The following is a 19212-nucleotide window of genomic DNA, read 5'->3' as shown; positions in this document are numbered from 1 at the left end:
GGACATCCTTGCCGACGGCTGGATTGAATATAGGGATGTATCAGATTCCTGGCGTACCGGTGAATGTCGCCTTCTGGCCGGTCCTCGGCTTATGCGGGCGGCATAAGGCATCCCTAGGCGGCGGTATGCTTCTTCCGGAAGCTGCTACGTGCGGACTACCAGCGTACTTCCCGTCGATCAAACCTACAGCTCGTTGTTCGCGAGTTACCTAGAGAGGGCGCAACCGTTGGCCGCAACGCGGCGAACCGCTGGTCGCACGATCAACTCATGTACCGCAGCGAAGAATTCAAACCCTTTGTCATTTTCACGCGTCACTCGAAAGCCAAGTTTGCGATGGAAGGCGACAGATAATCGGTTGGTCTTGTAGACGTGACTCCTCAGATCGACAATCCCTCGGTCGATCGCCAGCGTGGCCACCTTCGCGAGCAGTTCGGCTATGACGGCATAGGTTCGGTACAAGGGATGTATAGCAAATGCGCCAACGAACCAGCACGCTCCCGACTCCGGGCGAAGCATCGCGTAAGCAACGAGTTTGCCGCCCCGCCGCACTGAGCACACTTCATTCACCTCCAACGACTTCCCCAACTGCACCCGGTGCTCGTCCAGGTCGAAGGTATCACCAGCCTGCTCGGTGTGTTCACGTAATGTAAGAGCGTCAAGCGCGAGAAGTTCGTCAACAGACGGCAACATGTCAGGAGATTAGGGCAAGAGAAAGAGATTGCGGAAGCGTACTTCGAATCAAAATTGTCGCCAATTCTCGACGGCTTACCGACCGACCGCTCCTTGCCGGCCCCTGAAAGTCAGGGGCGACAACAGGTTCGCTCGACGGTAATTGGGACCGACGCTTCCGGCGCGGCGGATAGCAAACGTTTCCACGTAGCGGCTAGAATTGGGCATGCTCTCACAGATACCCCGAAGCGGAAGCCCAAACGGAGGAGTCATCTGTTCGGCACGCAACTGCTCGCCGCGGTTACAGCTTTTGCCTTGCTGATGTGCGAAGTCCCGTTCGAAGCGCGCGGCTCGCAAGATGAGCACGTGTCCACGGTTATGGTGGGAGAGACGGTAATCGAAGGCAGTGGCGGCGCAATATCGACCGCTCGATTCATGTCCTGCCCCGTTCCCGCAGATTTGGGACTGGGGGTAACCTGCGACTGCACATCGATCTTGGCAGGGGTGAACAGCAGGAGCGCCCCAAGGAAGACAGTCAACGCGGCCGCGACAAGCACGGCGATCTGCGACAGAAACAACCACAAAGCCTTATTCTGATTTGCCGCGTGGACGGTTCGGTTCGCCTCTACCCACTCATCAGCCCATTTGCTATAGACCCTGTTGCGCCCCTGACGAAAGCTATCTGGGTCTGCCGCCAGGATCACTGGCGAGCACTCCGACAGGCATTGCTCGGCTGTCGGCGGAAGCTCCGTGGCTCGCGCAAACATCGCCCCGACCGCGAGCACAACACAAGTCAGTAGCACGATCATGAGGAGAAAAACCAACCACACAACGATACTATTCGTGCTGCCATCGACGTGCGAGGCTAATGCGAATACAGCCGCCAGAAAGACACCCGCGACTGCAGTAGTAGCCTGTGCTTTCCGGTCTATGGTTTCGTAGGTGGTGGACAGGCTCTTGTACTCTGTCTCAGCGGTCGAAATAAAGGATGTCGTAACCTCATGCTGCAGGTCGAAAAGGTTATCGGTCATTGTTTCCCCCTCGTCGTTGTTTTTGCGTGCAGCATTGCGGCCGCGTCGAAGCTCAGTCGCAACTTTGTCTGACAATGATTCGTGTCACTTGAGCGACAGCCCTCACTCCTCCAAAGGGTGCGGCGCGGCCGGATCTGGCCTCATAACGGAGGATTGCGCTTGAGCGCGTCCCCCCGGGAGCAGATTGCTACGTCTCGCCTGAGCAAGCGGCCTCATATGTCCGGTTCACGATTTGTAGCGATATTCTAAGGCGAATGCAATCGCGCAGGCAGCAGCCAGCACCGAAAGCCTAGATGAGGGTCGTGTCAGTCGTGGATACCCACGTGCTTGCAGGCTTATTGTTGACGATCTCGGTCCCCGAGTCGACCGGCTGCTTGTGGCCGGCTGTACTCATTGACAGAACACGCCCGGAAGCGTTCCAAAGCGGCCCGCTATGCTTGAACGTCAAGAATGATCGACAATATTTGCTTTCATATCAGCTTGACCGGCCAGTCGACCGACGCTCGTAATGCCGCACCAGCTTACTGATCTCGGGATCGGGTGATCATTCCGTTGATCCGGGCGAAGAAAACGGCCAAGGTGAATGCCCCAGCAGCCCGTGCAGCCGGGCATTGAACAAGTGGCCGCGCCTCTGCGCTGTCGAACTCAATCCTCACCGGCGTCATGAGAACCCAAGCTATCGCTCTTCCCGATCAATTTTCTCGCGATGGCCTCCGCGCGCGTCATGTCATCGTCAGGCGCTGGTGCCGCGTTCGCACCTGGCTGCGCGGTGGCGCTGGTGCTTAGCGCTCCGTCGCGTTGATGCGTATCGACCGACACTGTCATCGAGAGGCCGACTCGCAACGGATGCGCGGCGAGCTCCTCGGGGTACAGCGAAATGATGACGGGCACGCGCTGAACGACCTTGATCCAGTTGCCGGCCGCGTTCTGCGGTGGCAACATGGAAAAGGCGCTGCCCGTTCCCGGTGACAGTCCGCCAACCCGGCCGTGAAACACCACGCTCGATCCGTAGAGGTCGGCGACCGCGGAAACCGGCTGGCCGATACGCAGGTTGCGGACTTGTCCTTCCTTGAAGTTGGCCTCGATCCACAACTGCTTGACGGGCACGACCGTCATCAGCTGTGTACCGGCCGCAACCGGCTGGCCGATTTGCACCGAACGCAGGGCAACGGCGCCTTCGACCGGCGCAACGAGTGTCGTTCGCGCGTTTCGGACATACGCAAGCTCCACTTGTTGTACGGCTTGCATCACGGCCGGATCGTCTTCGATTCGGCCCGAGCCGCTCGCGGCGAGTCCGCTGGCAAGCTGACTGCGGGCCGATGCAAGATTGGCCCGCGCAACTTTCACCGCTTCCTGGGCCCGTGCATACTCTTCCGCGGAGACCACTTCCACCGTTGCGCCCGAGCGCGCTTTCAGGCTCTGTTCGGCGAGCGCGAGCTCGGCGGCGCGCGAGTCGACGGCAGCCCGGTACATGGCGTTGGAAAATCTGGCGCTGCGCGCCTGCCTCACCGCGCGGATCAACTGTGCCTCGGCCTCTTGCAGCGCAATGCGCGCCTCGGTGTCGTCGAGCCGGACAAGTGGTTGACCAGCCTTGACGTACTGCGTATTGCCGACCAGCACTTCGCGCGCCGTGCCTGCAATCCGCGCGGCGATTGGCACCACATTGCCGCTGACATACGCATTGTCCGTTTCCTCGACGTAACGCCCAGAAACAAACCAGTGCACGCCCGCCGCAACCGCCGCCATCGACACGACGCCGAACAGCAGCGCGAGCCGCCGGTTCCGGCGGCTGACCTTCGTTGTGTCGCGCTCCGTCATCGGCACGCGTTCGCCAAGCAGATTTTCTGTACTCATGAGGCCTGGCTGGAGGAGGGAAGGGAAGAAAAGCGGCTATCGCGGCGGATATCGCTGATGTTTTCGCGCGACTCCTGATTCGCGTGGCTGGCCGGCGAAGCGGCCGAGGGGCTGCTTGCGGTCGCGTCGAACCCACCGCCGAGCGCCCGGATCAACGCGATATGAGCGTCGCGTCGTTGCCCGTTGAGTTCGAGAAGACGCAACTGATCATCGAGCCGCATGTCACGCAGCGCCAGCACGTCCGCCTGCTGGACGAGGCCACGGCGTTGCCGTTCGGTGGCTACTGTGAGCATCCTGTCGCGCGCCGCGACTACCTGTGCCTGTGCGTCGATGAGTGCGGTGACGTTGCGCAGTGTCACGATGGAACGGGCGACCTCGGCCAGCGCGCCGTCGAGCGTCTTGTTGTACAGCGCGATCATTTCGTCGGCTTGCGCGTAGTCGCCATGCAGTTGCGAGCGCAGACGCGCGCGGTCGAAGACCGGCAACGAAACGGCAGGGCCCAACGCGAAGAAGAGCGACGCGCTCGAAAACAGCGAGCCGAGGCTGAGCGACGCCAGGCCGCCCGCCGCGGAAAGATTGATGTTCGGATAGAACGCCGCGCGCGTTGCCGCGATTTTTGCGGTCGCTGCCTGCACGCGCAACTTTGCGGCGACGACGTCCGGGCGCCGGCCGAGCAGGTCGAATGGCAGATTCGCGGGCACGGACATAGCAGCGGCGTCGGCGTTGGCAAGCGTCGGGCGCCGCAATGCGAGGCCGCGTTCCGGTCCCTCTCCAGTCAGGACGCCGATCTGCAATTGCGTTTGCGTGATCGCGTCGTCGGTCGTCTGTAATTGCATGCGCAGCGCGGCCTGATCGATACGTGCCTGCTGTGCGGCGTAGGTGCTGTCGATTCCCCTTGCCTCGCGCGTGCGCCGGATCTCATCGAGTTGGTCCGCTTGTTGCCGCTTCGCCGCAATCAGATCCCGCTTTGCGTATTCGTCGGCAAGACGGCCGTATAGCGTGACCATTGACGTGGTGATGATCAGGCGGGCCTGCTGTTCTTCGACATGCGCAGCGTCGCGTGCGGACACGAGCTCCTGGGTCACGGCGCGGTTCCTGCCCCACAGGTCCAGGTCGTAGTTCGCACCGGCGATAACGCTCGCGGGCGAGACCCACGGATCGCTGAAGAGATTGATGGGAACCGTGGTGCCCGCCACATTCACGTCCGCCGCGCCGTTGATGGCGGGCATGCGCGCTTTGTAGGCCGCGGCCGCGACGCCGCCCGTGAGTCCCGTGCCCGAAGCGAACTGGTCGAGTTGCGATTGCGCCTCGGCCAGACGCGCGCCGACGGCCTGGATGTCCGGATTGCCGGCGCACGCCTCGGCGATCAATGCATCGAGCTGCTTGTCGTGAAACGACTCGAACCATTGCGCTTGCGGCCATGCGCCGTTCGCGGTCTGCGCATCCTGCGCGGTCCGCGCGAGCGCCTCGGGGCCCGGCGAATGCATCGCAAGCGGATGGTAAGAGCTGTTGTCCGCGCAACCCGCGACTGCGCACAGCGCGCATAGCGAAGCGGTGGACACGAACGCCGTCCATAGGCGCTTTCGTGCGAAGCCGATGGGGCAAGAATCGGTCGTCATCGGTCAGCCGTGTCCGAGACGCGCCGCAAGCCGCGGGCGCGCCGTTTCGAGCGGACCGAGCCGGCCGAGAAGGCCGTCGACGATCCCGCAACCGATACTGGATAGTTTCGCCAGCTTGCCGGACTCGAACAGCAGCACCTGGAAGACTTGCAGCAGCGTGATGAAATTGGGCACGAGCGCGACCGGCAGGGACGGGACATATTGAACGCACAGGTGCATGCCGTTACGCGCCATGTAATAGCGTCGAAAAGCCGGGTGATTCATCGACGTGATACGCACCGGGCCGAGACGATGTTGCCGTTTGTGGCCGATGCGATGTAACAGCGTGAGCCGCGGCTCGACATAGAACTGGACGCCGTGCAGCAGTGCGCGCAACGAATATTCGGTGTCGACGTGATCGATGACCAGCGCTTCCGCGAACGCACCGAGGCGCTCGTACGCGAGGCGCGAGACCACGCAACCGGAGGACAGCAAAAAGGAGCACGGCTGCAAGGATGCGTCCGCTTCGAACACCAGCGTGCGGATCGAAAAGCCGTTGCTAACCATCTGCGGCAGGAAGTGCCTGACGTTCTCGTCGTAAATACGCGGTCCGATCGCGAAAGCTCGTGGGCCGAGCGCTTTGCATGACTCGAGCATCAACCGGAAGTAATCGGTGCTCACCTGCGAATCCTGATCCAATAGCGCGACGGCGCCGAGGCCGCGTTCGAACATCCGCGCAAGGCCCCGGTTATAAGCACCGGCAATGCCGCCACGATTCGCGTTGCAGAGATACTCCGCGCCGTGCGCGTTCAGCGCATCGGCCAACGCGCCGGAGGCCGCCGGCGAATTATCGACGACCAGCAACGGCGTGCCGTGCGCGCAGAGTTCCAGCAGATGAGTCAGATGCTCGGCAGTTGGGCGGTACAACACCACCAGCGCACCGAGCAGCGGCACTGCGTAACCGGCGCTGGCCGCAGCGCCGGGAGAGGAGATCGTCTGGCTCATGATCGTCACCCTGTCAGGAGTATTAATGTCCGGCGCGCTGGGCCGATACGCCGCGCCAGGGTTTGGTGGCCCACATCAGCGCGGCGAGCGCGAGGCACACGAGGCTCGCCATGTAAAAGAGGTCGTTGGTCGCCATCATGTACGCCTGCTGCTGAACGACATCGCGGATGGCCGCCAATCGGTTGGCGCCGAATCCGAGTGTTTGCAGCGACCGCGTGAAAAGGCCGGTGCCCTCGGATGCCTGCGTGACAGATTGCGCGAGTGTGCCGTAGTGATGTGCGGCGCGGTTGTCCCACCAGGTCACGCTGAGGGCGGTGCCGAGCGCGGCGGACAGCGTGCGCAGGAAGTTCGACAGGCCCGATGCGGCAGCGAGCTTCTCGTTGGGGATGCGCGACAGAATCGCTGCGCTCAGCGGAATGAAGAAGCACGGCAGGCCGATACCTTGAATAAACGTTGGCGTAACGATTTGCCAGAAAGACATCGTCAGCGTGAAGTGCGCGTCCCATGCCAGCACCGCGAAAAACACGAGAAAGCCGAACGATGTCACGACGCGGGCATCGAACCGGTCCAGAAAAATCCCTATCAGCATGGAAAAGACGAGGGCGAGGATGCCGAGCGGCGCAACGCTCAGTCCGGCCTGAAACGCGGAGTAGCCCATCACGGTTTGCAGCCACAGCGGAAAGATGACGCCGATCACCGAAAAGCTCACCATCCCGAGACAAATGATCGCGACGCCGAAAGAGAAAGTGCGGTCGCGAAACAGGTCGAGGTCGATGACGGGAAAAGGTTCAGCCGACTCCCAGATCAACAGGCAAACCAGCGCGAGCGCGGCGATCAACGACAGCGCAACGATCAGCGGTGAGTCGAACCAGCCGTGGTCGCGCCCGAGGTCGAGCACAGCCTGTAGTGCGCCCACGCCGACGACGAGCAGCACGATACCCATCGTGTCGATCGGCGGCTGCCGGGTATCCGGACGCTCGCGCGGCAACAGCGCGGCGCAGGCCGCGAAGGCGAACAGGCCGATCGGCAGATTGATGAAGAAGATCCACGGCCAGGAGAATTGATCGATGATCCAGCCACCGAGCACCGGACCGAAGATCGGCGCGAGCAGCACCGTCATTGCCCAGAGTGCAAGCGCGAGCACTCGCTTTTGCGGCGGAAACGAGCGCAACAGGATGGCCTGCGACAGCGGCACCATCGGACCTGAAAAGAGTCCCTGCATGGCGCGGCATAAAACGAGCAGTTCCAGGTTGCCGGCGATGCCGCATAGCAGCGACGTCAGCGTGAACAGCAGCACGGACCAGACGAAAAGACGCGCTTCGCCGATCCTCTGCGACAGCCATCCCGTCAGCGGAATCGCGATAGCCGCCGCGACCGAATAGGAACTGATGACCCACGTAGCCTGGGAATTCGACACGGCGAGGCTGCCGGCGATGGACGGCACGGCGACGTTCGTGACCGTCGAGTCGAGCACCTCGATGAAGGTGGCGAGCGAGAGCGCGAAGGTCAGCAACGCGAGCCACGCGCCGCGCAGTGGCGGCGCGGCGCGGCCGCCGACGTCCTGTATGACCATGCCTCTTGAAGTACTCATGTGGACGGTATTTCCCGAAGCCGTTCAGGCGACCGAACGGATGCTGAGGTCGCCGCGCTGATCTGCGCAGCGTTCGATATATCGCGCGGCCGCCTCGCAGGCGTCGGGCGCTGCGTCGATGAGCCGTTTGGCGATCGTGCAACGGGCCGTCACGAGCTTGTCCGTGGTGACGCGCACGAGTGCCGAGGCCTGCGCCTTGCCGCTTGCAGGACTGTCGATGCGAAGGCCGCAGCCGCTTTTCGCCACGCGCTGCGCATTGTCGAACTGGTCGTGCGCGAACGGGGTGACGACCTGTGGAATGCCAGCCGCGAATGCGAGCGCCGCCGTGCCGATGCCGCCGTGATGGACCATGGCTGCGCAGTGCGGCAAGAGCATTCGCAAGGGTACGAAGTCGCGCACCAGCACGTCGCGGCGCGCGAGCGCCCGCGCTGCGGCGGTGCCGGCGAGCACGATCGCGCGGGCACCCGTGCGGCGCACGGCTTCGTCGACGGCGCTCAAATAGGTCCGCTCGTCGATCCGCGAGGAGCCTGGCGTGAAGACGACCGGAGGTTCGCCCGAGGCGACGAAGGCGCGCAGTTCGTCGTCGAAGGCGTCGGGCGCTACATCGTTGAAGAGGGGAAAGCCCGCCATGAAATGATTGCGCGGCCAGTCGGGTTGAGCCGGGGCAAACCAGTCCGGGAACAGGCACAGCACGCCGTCGGGCGAGTGCAGCCACTCACCTAGTATGCGGCTCGCGGGCGCAAGCCCAAGGGTTTCCCGGACGTCGTTCAGAGCAGGTCCGCACGCCTTGTCGAGCACGCCTTTTTCGATCATTTCCATGCACTTTGCCCTGACGGGCAGTGGCAGCCACATCGGCACGGTCAGACGCTTGTGCGTGGGAGGAGCGCTCGCGGAAAGCAGCGTCGAAGGCGACACCTGGACCGAAACGTAGGGCGTGCCATGAACCTCTTGCATCAGACGCGCGGCGAACGCCCACAACGAGCCGACCAGTATGGTGTCGGGGGTCGCGATCGCGGCGAGCGCATCGAAGTGAGGGCGGATAGTCGGTGCGATGACGGCCCATAGCGTGCGAAACGAGGTCCGCGGATTCCACAGCGCCGGGCTTGCAATCGCCCGCGCATACTCGTCCCACGTACCGATCGGCACAAACGTGAAGCCGTGTTGTGCCGCGAGCGCGGCGAATTGCGGATGCGTGCAGAACACGATCCGATGTCCGCGTTCTGCCAGGGTTCGCGCAATGCCGATGAACGGATGAACGTCGCCTGCCGAGCCGATTGCAGTAATGACGATTTGTGCCATGGTTTGCTTGCGGCTCCTCAATAGAGCCACGGCACGAGCGCCCGTACCTCCTCGCGATAGGTACGGTATGGTGCACCGAAATACTCGGAGAGCCACTGTTCCTCGACGCGCACCTTGTACGCGAGCGAAGCGAAGATCAGTATGAAGCCGATCACGCCGCGCCATTGTTCGTTGACGAGCGCGGCGCCCGCAATCGCCAGCAGGCAACCTGAGTAGATCGGATGACGCACGAGCGCGTAAGGGCCGCTGCGTACGAGTTCGTGGTCGGCTTTCAGCGTGACCGACACGCTCCAGTTAGGGCCGAGATGGCGACGGCCCCACACTGAGAAAGCGAGACCGGCGACAACGATCGTGAGGCCGATCCATTGCTGTAAATCGAAATGAGCGCCCGCCGGACTCGAGATGGCGGCGCCGTCCGGCAACACAACCAGCGCACAGCCGATGATCAGCGGGATCGACTGAAGCGTGCGTGAAAGTCGATCCTCGCGTTTTAGGGTTTTCTTCACACCGGACGATGCTTTCATCCAGTAGGCGACCCAGACGGCCCATGGGCCGAGAACGGCAAGCGTGTGATAGATCGTCACTTTCCGCTCCCGAATTCGATGTTCAGTCCCGAGTGAGCAAACGTTTGCGCTTCTGCCGCGGGCGACAGCGCGTCGAGCCGTGAACGATCGAACTCCTGGTTGACGCCGAAGAAGCCGAGAATTTCTTCGCGCATCGTGGCGGCCTGCGCCCGTCCTTCGAGTTCAAGAAAATGCCCGGTGTTCGGTGCGGTCGCGAACTGCGCGTGACGGACATAGCGCGCCATGGTGCGAATGTCGTGCGCAGTGGTGTATTCATCGAGCTCGCCGTTGATGAACTTCACCCTGCAGCGGATGTTCGCCAATTGATCCAGATACGTTTCGGGCCTTAACGCCAGTATCTGCTCGACGTGAAAGGCGACCTGGCTTTGCTCTTCCTCCGGCAGGCTCGTCAGATAGCGGTAATTCAGGAGTTTCAGTATGCGCGGCAGATGTTTTCCCACGGTGTCGTTCAGCAGTTGCGCGGCTTGCAGATTCTCGCCCGTACTGAGCAGATGCCTCGCTTGCGTCACATAGGCGACCATCGCATCGTTGAGAAACGGTGAGAAGGAGCCGATTACCGCCCGCTCGATGGAAGCAGGCTGCCGCGCCAGCGCGAGCAATGATGCGAGTCCTCCCCATGACACGGAATACAGGAAGCGGGGCTCGAAGTGTTGAATCAGGTTCAGCAGGATTTCGACTTCGTCCTCTTTCGTCAGGAGGGAACCGGCCCGATTGTGCTGCTTTGATTGCCCCGCATAAGGCAGGTCGAAGCAAATGACGTTATATCGCTCGCCGAGATACTTGATTGTCTGTCCGAACGACGCCGTTGTCGCTAAAGCGCCATTCACCAGTATTACGGTTTTACGACCGACTTCAAAAATATGCGATTCGACTTGTACTTTAAGCGAGTTAGGTAAACGAAAGATAAGTTTCTCGACGGACATAGGGCCCCCCTGCATTTAGAAATGCATGACGAATTGACGTTTAAATGTCGGCGACAATGCGACATACACGACAGGACACAGCCAGCTAAGCTGCTGAAATCAATCGCATTTAATGGTGGCTCGACGCAATGTCCGGCGAATCGATATTGTCTTAACAAATGTGAAAAATCAAGCGCGTTTTTTAATTTTTTATACAAGAAAATTGTGTAAAAAATACTGCTTCATGCTTAATGAATTATCATTCTTCTGGAGATCGCCGACAAGCGCCATTAGCATGGAAATTCACGGCATCAGAAAAGCAAAGTCGGCCGCAGCGCACGCATCGACGCCATTCACGAGGCGCGAATGTCTGGAAACCAACCCGTAGGCTTCTCATCAGCGCAAATGCCGGGATGACGGAAAACGCCGAAGATCACCTGACGCCCGGTTCGATTCAACGAATCACGGTTGCACTTCGATAGCGGCCGTCAAGCCGGTGCCGGACCAAGAGCCAGCGACCGGATGCGCGATCGGAGCCAATGAGAACAGACTCGAAGAAGATCTTCGATGAACAAAGCTGTATCTGGCCGAGTTAGGCCACGGGCTAGCCAGGCTGCGCGGTAATGGGCGTTCGCAAGGCGCGCGGCGCGGGAGAGGACTCTAGAAATCGTCGCGATGCGTTGTGGGTCCAACGTCAACCATTAGATATCGGATCTGCCGACGATTAGGCTACGAATTTGCGAGCGCGGCGCCCTCGCCAAGACCTGAACCGGCCCGGTCCGGACTGGTAGCCCGATCGTGGGGCACGGGTGCCGCTGCAGAGCCGGGCCGGTGGCCGGACTGGAGGCTTTGCGGGCTGCTTCTGTTCCTTCCTGAATACTCTCAGGATTCGGTCTGCAACAAACGGGAGCGGATTATTTTCCCCTGTCGCCGATTTTCGATTGCTACGGTATCGCTACGGCTTTCGCGCCGGCACGCTGCCGGGGGCGCCGCGATCGTCTGGCTGTGGCTGGGACCCTCTACGGTCTGCCCCACGGTCCTGACGCGCACTGTCGCCGCCCGAAGCGTTGCTCTTCTTCGGCGCGGCATCTGACGCCATACGATTTAAGGTTTGCAACTGCAGCAGCTTTAAAAGCCTGTCGTTTGGCTCCGCCTTGCCCGTACCCGCCACGCAGCACGCGCATATCAAGCCAAACATCAGCGTCGATCTGGTGATGATGGTCATCAGCGTCTCGCTCCGCGAGGGGAATCATCTGGTGCGTTTCGCGTAACGCTATCGGATCCCCAGCGCATGTTTGCGGGTGGCTTCGACAGCGCCCGCAGAACGATGCGAATCCAAGAGGCTTCCAGGCCCGTTTCGACGGACAGGATCTTTCGGAACGCAACAATTCATGATATCGCGACAGCCTGACGCTCGCTGTCCGCGGTCCAGGCTCAAATCCCGGACAATCCCAGCGGGTATTGTCAAACTTGGACTGTGCCGGACGCCGTCGAGGGAAAGCATCGAAGGTTTGACCATTGTCCCCGTGGACGTGACGGACTTCTCGGCGCTCAAGTCTGCTCTCGACGCAATCGCCTCATGCGATGCACTCGTGCACGCAGCTGGGTTCACGCGCACGGCGCCGCTCGGCGAACTGACCGAAGATGAGGGCGCCGCGATGTGGCGGATTCATGTCGATGCCGCCGCATTTCTCGCCAATGCGTTGATGCCCAAAATGCCCGCCGGTGGCCGCATCGTGCTGATCGGCAGCCGGACCGCGAACGGCGCCGTCACGCGCAGTCAATACGCGGCCACCAAAGCGGCGCTGGTGGGCATGGCACGCTCCTGGGCCGCGGAACTCGCGCCGCGCGGAATTACGGCAAACGTGGTGGCGCCCGGTGCGACGGATACGCCGTTGCTCACCGACCCGATGCGCGCAGGAACGCCGCCGAAGATGCCACCAATTGGCCGCTTCGTTCAACCGTCGGAAGTGGCCGCATTGACCGCGTTTCTGCTGGGCGCAGAGGCGGGTGCGATTACTGGTCAGCAGATCGTTATATGCGGTGGAGCATCGCTATGAAGTTTCAAACGAGCGCTGTTTTTGCCTTCGGCAGAAGCGAACGGCGGGTCTGACGACGCGGCGGCGTGGTTGCGCCGCGCCAGCGCGCCAAACCTGTCGACGCGGACTAGAACGCATTCCCCTGTCGGTGCTGAATGTCTAAAGTCGACCTGGAAGTGCAGCTTTACGAACTTCAACAACTAAAGCGGCATGCGCCGCCCAGGGCGGCCGCGGCGATCCGCTTATGGCATCGACGATCACCTGCTTTTAACTGGCAATTCAACCGGCTGAATTCGCAACTCAACCCAGTCGCACGCGGGTAACTTTACCGTCCGCATCGTTGGGTGTGACCTTCTTGATGTCAATTCCGACCCAACGCTCTTCAGAAGATTTCAGATGCGAACGCATCGCCGCTTCTGCAGCAATAGGGTCTCCTGCTTGCAGTGCATGCAGGACTTTTTCGTGCTCCTCAACCGCAGCCATCCATGTGGCCGTATTTTCGACGAGTTCGCTAATCCTCGCCCCGATCGGATCGCGTCTCGCGTCAAACAGATCGGCCACATACCGGCTCAACACCGTATTGCCGGCCGTTTCCGCGATGATCAGGTGGAATTGCCGGTCCGGTTCCAGAGGAGATTTGCCGGCAGAGGCGAGGCGATGCATCGCATCCACGCTGCGCCGCAACCGGTCCAGAGAGCCGGCCGTAAGCCGCGTGCTGGCAAGCACGACGAGGCTGCCTTCGATTACGGCCCGGGCCTGCATGATTTCCGTCGGACTTTCGCCTAATACAGCCAGTGACCCTTCACTTTCGTTTGCGGTTTCGAGCACATAGACGCCCGAACCCATGCGGGTCTCGACGCTGCCGCCGATTTCCAGTGCGATCAACGCCTCGCGCAGAGACGGGCGCGAAACACCCAGTTGCTGCGACAACTCGCGCTCCGGCGGCAGTCTCGACCCCGGAGGGAAATCCCCCCCGTGGATGAGGCCGCGAATCTGGTCGGCGACCAATTGGTAAAGCCGCTTTGGCTCGGTCTGTTTCATTTTGCTGCCGCAAGGATAAATGGCCCGGGTCGTCTGTCGACCAGCGATCAAAGTCTACCACGCAAGCCTGACAAGGTTTTCGGCGCATTTCGCAGGAACAGTTCGGGTTTGCCCTTGGTAAGGCCAGAAGAAGTATATTGCAAATTGGCTTGACCAAAATCGCCGTTTATTCTTTAATCTGCATCAGATTGGCCTGACCGATGGCAGCGCCTCTACACAAAAGAAGGAGACACGTGTGACAGATCTGAGCACTGACCTGGCCCCGCGCGTGGTGGACGCCTTCGCGTCAAAGGAACCCCCGGAGCTATTGAAACTGAGCGGACTGGGCAAGCGGTTTCCCGGTGTCGTTGCACTGGAGGACGTGCACTTCCAATTGCGCCGCGGCGAAGTGCACGCAATTTGTGGCGAAAACGGCGCTGGCAAGTCAACCCTGATGAAAATCGTCAGCGGGCAATACCAGCCGGATGCCGGCACGATCGTTTTTCGCGGCATGGAAAGGCGGTTCGCGTCCTCACTCGAGGCACAGGAAGCAGGCATTGCGATCATTCACCAGGAACTGAATCTGGTGCCGCACCTGTCGATTGCGGAAAACATCTACCTGGCACGCGAGCCCAAACGCGGGCCGTTCATCGATCGCGCACGACTGAATGGGAACGCCCAGCGCGCGCTCGCCCGCATTGGATTGTCGTTGCCGCCCACGAGGCTGGTGGGGACGCTGTCGATCGCCCAGCAACAGATGGTCGAAATCGCCAAGGCGCTCTCGCTCGACGCCCAGGTGCTGATCATGGACGAACCCACTTCGTCGCTCACGGAATCCGAAACCATGCACCTGTTCCGGATCATCAAGGAGTTGCGCGAGAACGGGGTCGGCATTGTCTACATCTCTCATCGTCTCGACGAAATGAAGCAGATCGTCGACCGCGTGACGGTGCTGCGCGACGGACACCACATTTCAACCGACGATTTCGCGGCGACCAGCATGGATGAGATCGTTGCGCGGATGGTCGGCCGGGCGCTGAACGATGCGTACCCGCCGCGCCGCTCGGTCCCGACGCAGGACGTGCTGCTGCGCGTCGACAATCTGTCGCGCGCACCGGCATTTGGGCCGGTTTCGTTCGAACTGAGGCGAGGCGAGATTCTCGGCTTCGCCGGTTTGATGGGCGCAGGCCGGACCGAAGTGGCACGGGCGATTTTCGGCGCTGACCAACCGGACGGCGGCGAGATTCATATCGGGAGCGAGCGCGTCTCGATCCGCTCGCCTATCGATGCGATTCGCCACGGTATCGCGTATCTGTCGGAAGACCGCAAGAGCGACGGTCTCGCGCTGAAGATGCCGGTCGCGACCAACATCACGCTGGCCAATATCGAGGCGGTGTCGGGGCGCGCCGGCTTCATCCGCTTCGCGGAAGAAGCGGCGATCGCGCGGCGTTACGTCGAAACGCTCGGCATCCGCACGCCGACGGTCCATCAACTCACGCGCAACCTGTCCGGCGGCAATCAGCAGAAGGTTGTCATCGGCAAATGGCTGTTTCGCGAATCGAAGATTCTGTTTTTCGACGAGCCCACGCGCGGCATCGATGTCGGCGCGAAATACGCGATCTACAAGCTGATGGACAAGCTCGCCGCGCAGGGCATCGGCGTTGTGCTGATCAGTTCGGAATTGCCTGAAATTCTCGGCATGTCCGATCGCGTCGCGGTATTCCACGAAGGCCGGATCGCCACGATCCTGGAGACGCGCCACACCAATCAGGAAGAAATCATGCACTTCGCATCGGGACGAAATCATGCTTGAAATAACATCCGAACAGACCACTACTGTCGACACCAGCGCGAAGCTCCGGCGTCGCGACCTGATTCAGAAATTTGCCGCGCTCGGCAGTCTGATCATGCTGGTGGCCGTCTTTTCATTGACCAGTTCCGCTTTCTTCTCGGTCGACAATGGCATGACAGTGGCCTTGCAGGTGACGTCGATTGCCTATCTCGGCGTGGCGGCAACCTGCGTGATCATTACGGGCGGAATCGACCTGTCCGTGGGTTCCGTACTCGCGCTGTCTGGTGTGGTCGCCGCGTTGCTCGTCAAGGCTGGCGTGCCGATTCCTCTCGGCATGCTCGGCGGCGTCGTGGTGGGCGGCCTGTGCGGATTCGTTAATGGCCTGTGCGTCACGCGTATGGGTCTGCCGCCTTTTATCGCCACGCTCGGCATGATGCTGGTCGCGCGTGGTCTCGCGCTTCAGATCACTGGCGCGCGCCCGGTTTCGGGACTCGGCGACGCGTTCGGCGAACTCGGAAATGGCGCGTTGTTCCGCATCTCGCATATCGGGGCAGACGGGTTCCCCGATACGGTATTTCCGGGGATCCCGTATCCCGTGATCATCATGGTCGTGCTGGCGGTGGCCGTGTCGATCATGCTGACGCGCACCTCGCTTGGCCGCCACATCTACGCAGTCGGATCGAATGCCGAAGCTGCGCGGCTCTCCGGCGTCAATGTCCGCCGCGTCACCTTGTTTACCTATGTGCTGTCCGGCGTGCTCGCCGGTTTGACGGGTTGTGTGCTGATGTCGCGCCTCGTCACGGCGCAACCAAACGAAGGCGTCATGTACGAGCTCGATGCGATCGCCAGCGCCGTGATTGGCGGGACGTCCCTGATGGGCGGTGTAGGCACGATCTCCGGTACGGCCATCGGTGCGTTTGTCATCGGCGTGCTGCGCAACGGCCTGAACATGAACGGCGTATCGAGTTTCATCCAGCAAATCATCATCGGACTGGTCATTCTCGGCACGGTCTGGATCGACCAGGTCAGAAACCGTCGATGAAGCACATCGAATGAAGCCATTCGAGAAGTCCAACAAAGCAGTGCAATCACCAACCCAAGGAGTGAGACATGAGGAAGACGTATCTGGCATTGGCCGCCGCACTTTTGACCGCAGTGACGGCGCACGCGAATGCGGCGGGCGGAGAGATCGCCGTGATCGTCAAGACGGCCAACTCGAATTTCTGGCAGAACGTGCAAAAGGGTGCAACGGAGGGCATGAAAGGGCTGAACGGCTACACGATGACGTTTCAGGGACCGGCGACCGAGTCAGCCGTGGCGGACGAGGTCAATATGGTCGAGAACGCGGTGAACCGGCATGTCGCGGCGATCGTGCTCGCGCCGTCCGATCCCGACGCGCTGGTCCCGGCAATGAAGAAGGCCTGGGAGGCAAAAATTCCGGTCGTCCTGATCGATTCGCTCGTGTCCGATTCCGGCAAGCAGTATTACCAGTCGTTTCTCTCGACCGATAACGTCAAGGCCGGTGAGTTGTGCGCGAAAGCGATGATCGACCGTGTCGGACAGACGGGGAAAGTCGCTGTGATGTCGTACGTCGCCGGCGCCGGTTCCGAGATTGGCCGCGTGGGTGGGTTCCGGCAGTATCTCGCGCAGCACTCGAAGCTGCAGATTGTCGGACCGTTCTACTCGCAGTCGCAGATGGCGACCGCGCTCAATCAGACGACCGACGTGCTGTCGGCCAATCCGGATCTGAAGGGCATCTTCGGTGCAAATGAACCGACTGCTGTGGGAATGGGGCGCGCGTTGGCGCAGTCCGGGAAAGCCGGCAAGGTCGTCGCGATCGGCTTTGACGGCAACCAGGACCTCCAGGGCTTCGTCAAGGATGGAACCATCCAGGCCATCGCTGTCCAGGGCTCGTATCAGATGGGCTACAAGGGTGTCAAAACGGCGGTGGATGTCATCGAACACAAGCCGGTTACGAAGCAACTGGATACCGGTGTCGTGATGGTCGAGAAGGACAACATCGATCAGCCCGCCGCGAAGAATGTCTTGTACTGAAGCGCGATGCGGACGACGCCAGACGGCGTTGTCCGCCCTTGAGCCCAGCGCTACTCAAGACGCGCTGTGAAGCGTTGAACATCCAGCAATGAATCCCTGGGAACGGTATTCCTGATGAAAGCAAGTGATCTGCGTGAGGTGTCGCGTGCCGGGGTGCAACTGAGCGCACTGGGTATGGGCTGTTCGCAACTTGGCGGCTTGTATCGCACGATGCCGCCGGAACAGGCGCGCGCGCTGATGGACGAAGCATGGTCGCTCGGTCTGCGCTATTTCGACACTGCGCCGTTCTACGGGTACACGCTTTCGGAACGCCGCGTGGGCAACGCGTTGTCAGCGCGGCCACGCGACGAGTTCGTGCTGAGTACGAAAGTCGGCAGGCTTCTTCGGCCGGATCCGACTGTTCAATGCGGCGACGACGGCTGGGCTGAGCCGCTTCCTTTCCGGCCGCACTACGACTACAGCTTCGACGGCGTCATGCGGTCTTTCGAAGACAGCCAGCAGCGTCTCGGTATTGCGCAGATCGATCTGCTGTATGTGCATGACATCGGTCGAATGACACATGGGGATGCAAACGTCGAATTCTGGAAACAGCTTACAGAAGGGGGCGGTTTCCGCGCGCTCGACACGCTGCGCAACGCAGGGGTGGTCAAAGCCATCGGCCTCGGCGTGAACGAGTGGCAGGTCGCGCATGAAGCCATGCAGGAATTACAGCTCGATGTGACGTTGCTGGCGGGCCGCTATACCCTCCTCGAGCAGGATTGTCTCGCGCCGTTTCTCGACAATTGCGTACGGTATGGGAATTCGATCGTGGTCGGCGGTGTGTTCAATTCTGGCGTGCTGGCAGGTAACGGCAAGTTCAATTACGGGGACGCCCCCGCCGGTGTCGTGTCGCGCGTCAACCGGCTGGCTGAGGTTTGCCGCGAATTCGAGGTTCCGCTACCCGCTGCGGCACTGCAGTTTCCGCTTGCGCATCCTGCGGTTGTGTCGTGCGTGGTGGGCGCGCGCAGTGTCGAACAACTCCAGCAGAACGTCGCGTGGTTTGAGCAGGCGCTGCCAGCCGGATTGTGGCAGGAGCTGAAGTCGGACGGTCTGATTGCGGACACCGCACCTGTGCCCGAGGTGGTCGAGTGAGCCTGCGTATCGACGCACATCACCATTTCTGGCACCTCGCGGCGCGTGTGGGGCATTGGCCGCCTGCCAGCCTCGAAGCGATCTATCGAGACTTTGGGCCGGCCGATTTTGAACCGCTGCTTGAGCAATGCGGCATCGACGCAAGCGTGCTGGTCCAGTCCTTACCGGACAGCAAAGACACGGGATTCCTGCTCGAACTGGCGGAGCGTTACTGTTTTATTCGCGGAGTGGTGGGATGGGTCGACCTGAAATCACCGGAGGCGCCGCAACAGATCGATGCTTTGGCCCGCCACCCGAAGCTGAAAGCGCTGCGGCCGATGCTGCAGGATCTTGCCGACGACAACTGGATCGACGACCCCGCATTGCGATCGGCGATCACAGCGATGCTCGCGAATGACCTTGCATTTGATGCACTGGTCGTCCCGCGTCAACTCCCCGGTGTGGTCGCGTTCGCGAGGCGTTACCCCGGCCTTCGGATTGTTATAGATCATGCGGCCAAGCCACTGATCGCTGTCCGGCAAACTGGAGCCGTGGCGAACCGACATGGCAGATCTGGCCAAACTCGAAAATGTACATTGCAAGCTGTATTCGGCGGCAACGCTTATCGCTTCTACCGGCTCGAAGAATAGGGAGAGTGTAATG

General features: G+C 61.1%; 17 protein-coding genes. 6 read left to right on the top strand and 11 right to left on the bottom strand.

Going from position 1 to position 19212, the window contains the following annotated elements:
* Positions 1-204: 204 nt before the first annotated feature.
* The 10 genes from OKW41_RS14710 to OKW41_RS14665 form a co-directional block, all read right to left on the bottom strand.
* A complete protein-coding gene (locus OKW41_RS14710) occupies positions 205-690 on the bottom strand; it encodes a GNAT family N-acetyltransferase (protein WP_429443875.1) in 486 nt (161 codons plus the stop codon).
* Between the two features lie 248 nt (positions 691-938).
* Entirely contained in the window at positions 939-1700 is a 762-nt protein-coding gene (locus OKW41_RS14705) for a hypothetical protein (protein ID WP_429572972.1), read from the bottom strand.
* A gap of 645 nt (positions 1701-2345) precedes the next feature.
* Positions 2346-3554 carry an HlyD family efflux transporter periplasmic adaptor subunit gene (locus OKW41_RS14700; protein WP_429443873.1) on the bottom strand — a complete coding sequence of 403 codons (1209 nt, stop codon included), beginning with the start codon at positions 3552-3554 and terminating at the stop codon, positions 2346-2348.
* Positions 3551-5116 (bottom strand): efflux transporter outer membrane subunit, encoded by a 1566-nt coding sequence (locus tag OKW41_RS14695; protein WP_429572971.1) that lies wholly within the window; start codon positions 5114-5116, stop codon positions 3551-3553. The genes OKW41_RS14700 and OKW41_RS14695 overlap by 4 nt, the downstream gene beginning before the upstream one ends.
* Positions 5117-5176: 60 nt before the next feature.
* Positions 5177-6157, bottom strand: coding sequence for a glycosyltransferase family 2 protein (locus OKW41_RS14690; RefSeq protein WP_429572970.1), 981 nt, complete (start codon positions 6155-6157; stop codon positions 5177-5179).
* Positions 6158-6179: 22 nt separating this feature from the next.
* Positions 6180-7748, bottom strand: a complete 1569-nt coding sequence (locus tag OKW41_RS14685; RefSeq protein ID WP_429572969.1) for a DHA2 family efflux MFS transporter permease subunit — start codon at positions 7746-7748, stop codon at positions 6180-6182.
* Between the two features lie 24 nt (positions 7749-7772).
* On the bottom strand, positions 7773-9047 hold the full coding sequence (locus tag OKW41_RS14680) for a glycosyltransferase (RefSeq protein WP_429572968.1): 1275 nt from the start codon (positions 9045-9047) through the stop codon (positions 7773-7775).
* Between the two features lie 17 nt (positions 9048-9064).
* Positions 9065-9631 (bottom strand): methyltransferase family protein, encoded by a 567-nt coding sequence (locus tag OKW41_RS14675; RefSeq protein WP_429443868.1) that lies wholly within the window; start codon positions 9629-9631, stop codon positions 9065-9067.
* A complete protein-coding gene (locus tag OKW41_RS14670) occupies positions 9628-10554 on the bottom strand; it encodes an alpha/beta fold hydrolase (protein WP_429443867.1) in 927 nt (308 codons plus the stop codon). Before OKW41_RS14670 ends, OKW41_RS14675 begins: the two co-directional genes overlap by 4 nt.
* A 934-nt stretch (positions 10555-11488) precedes the next feature.
* Positions 11489-11758, bottom strand: coding sequence for a hypothetical protein (locus OKW41_RS14665; protein WP_429572967.1), 270 nt, complete (start codon positions 11756-11758; stop codon positions 11489-11491).
* A gap of 166 nt (positions 11759-11924) precedes the next feature.
* Here OKW41_RS14665 and OKW41_RS14660 point away from each other — a divergent pair, with 166 nt between their 5' ends.
* On the top strand, positions 11925-12593 hold the full coding sequence (locus OKW41_RS14660; protein ID WP_429573420.1) for an SDR family NAD(P)-dependent oxidoreductase: 669 nt from the start codon (positions 11925-11927) through the stop codon (positions 12591-12593).
* Positions 12594-12872: 279 nt separating this feature from the next.
* Here OKW41_RS14660 and OKW41_RS14655 read toward each other — a convergent pair whose 3' ends face one another.
* On the bottom strand, positions 12873-13613 hold the full coding sequence (locus OKW41_RS14655) for a FadR/GntR family transcriptional regulator (RefSeq protein ID WP_429572966.1): 741 nt from the start codon (positions 13611-13613) through the stop codon (positions 12873-12875).
* A gap of 244 nt (positions 13614-13857) precedes the next feature.
* Between OKW41_RS14655 and OKW41_RS14650 the strand changes: the two genes are divergently transcribed.
* The 5 genes from OKW41_RS14650 (at position 13858) to OKW41_RS14630 (ending at position 19199) form a co-directional block, all read left to right on the top strand.
* Positions 13858-15405 carry a sugar ABC transporter ATP-binding protein gene (locus OKW41_RS14650; RefSeq protein ID WP_429573419.1) on the top strand — a complete coding sequence of 516 codons (1548 nt, stop codon included), beginning with the start codon at positions 13858-13860 and terminating at the stop codon, positions 15403-15405.
* Positions 15398-16426 (top strand): ABC transporter permease, encoded by a 1029-nt coding sequence (locus OKW41_RS14645; RefSeq protein WP_184031637.1) that lies wholly within the window; start codon positions 15398-15400, stop codon positions 16424-16426. The genes OKW41_RS14650 and OKW41_RS14645 overlap by 8 nt, the downstream gene beginning before the upstream one ends.
* A 68-nt stretch (positions 16427-16494) precedes the next feature.
* Positions 16495-17439, top strand: a complete 945-nt coding sequence (locus OKW41_RS14640; protein WP_429443864.1) for an ABC transporter substrate-binding protein — start codon at positions 16495-16497, stop codon at positions 17437-17439.
* A gap of 114 nt (positions 17440-17553) precedes the next feature.
* Positions 17554-18570 carry an aldo/keto reductase gene (locus OKW41_RS14635; protein WP_187610742.1) on the top strand — a complete coding sequence of 339 codons (1017 nt, stop codon included), beginning with the start codon at positions 17554-17556 and terminating at the stop codon, positions 18568-18570.
* Positions 18567-19199: an amidohydrolase family protein gene (locus OKW41_RS14630; RefSeq protein ID WP_429572965.1), complete on the top strand. Its 633-nt coding sequence runs from the start codon at positions 18567-18569 to the stop codon at positions 19197-19199. Before OKW41_RS14635 ends, OKW41_RS14630 begins: the two co-directional genes overlap by 4 nt.
* The last annotated feature ends 13 nt before the right edge of the window (positions 19200-19212 follow it).

Origin of the sequence: Paraburkholderia sp. UCT70 (assembly GCF_050434085.1) — a bacterium.
Classification (GTDB): Bacteria; Pseudomonadota; Gammaproteobacteria; order Burkholderiales; family Burkholderiaceae; genus Paraburkholderia; species Paraburkholderia tuberum.
Note: the sequence above shows the minus strand (reverse complement) of the source record. Positions and strands in the feature narration are given on the sequence as shown.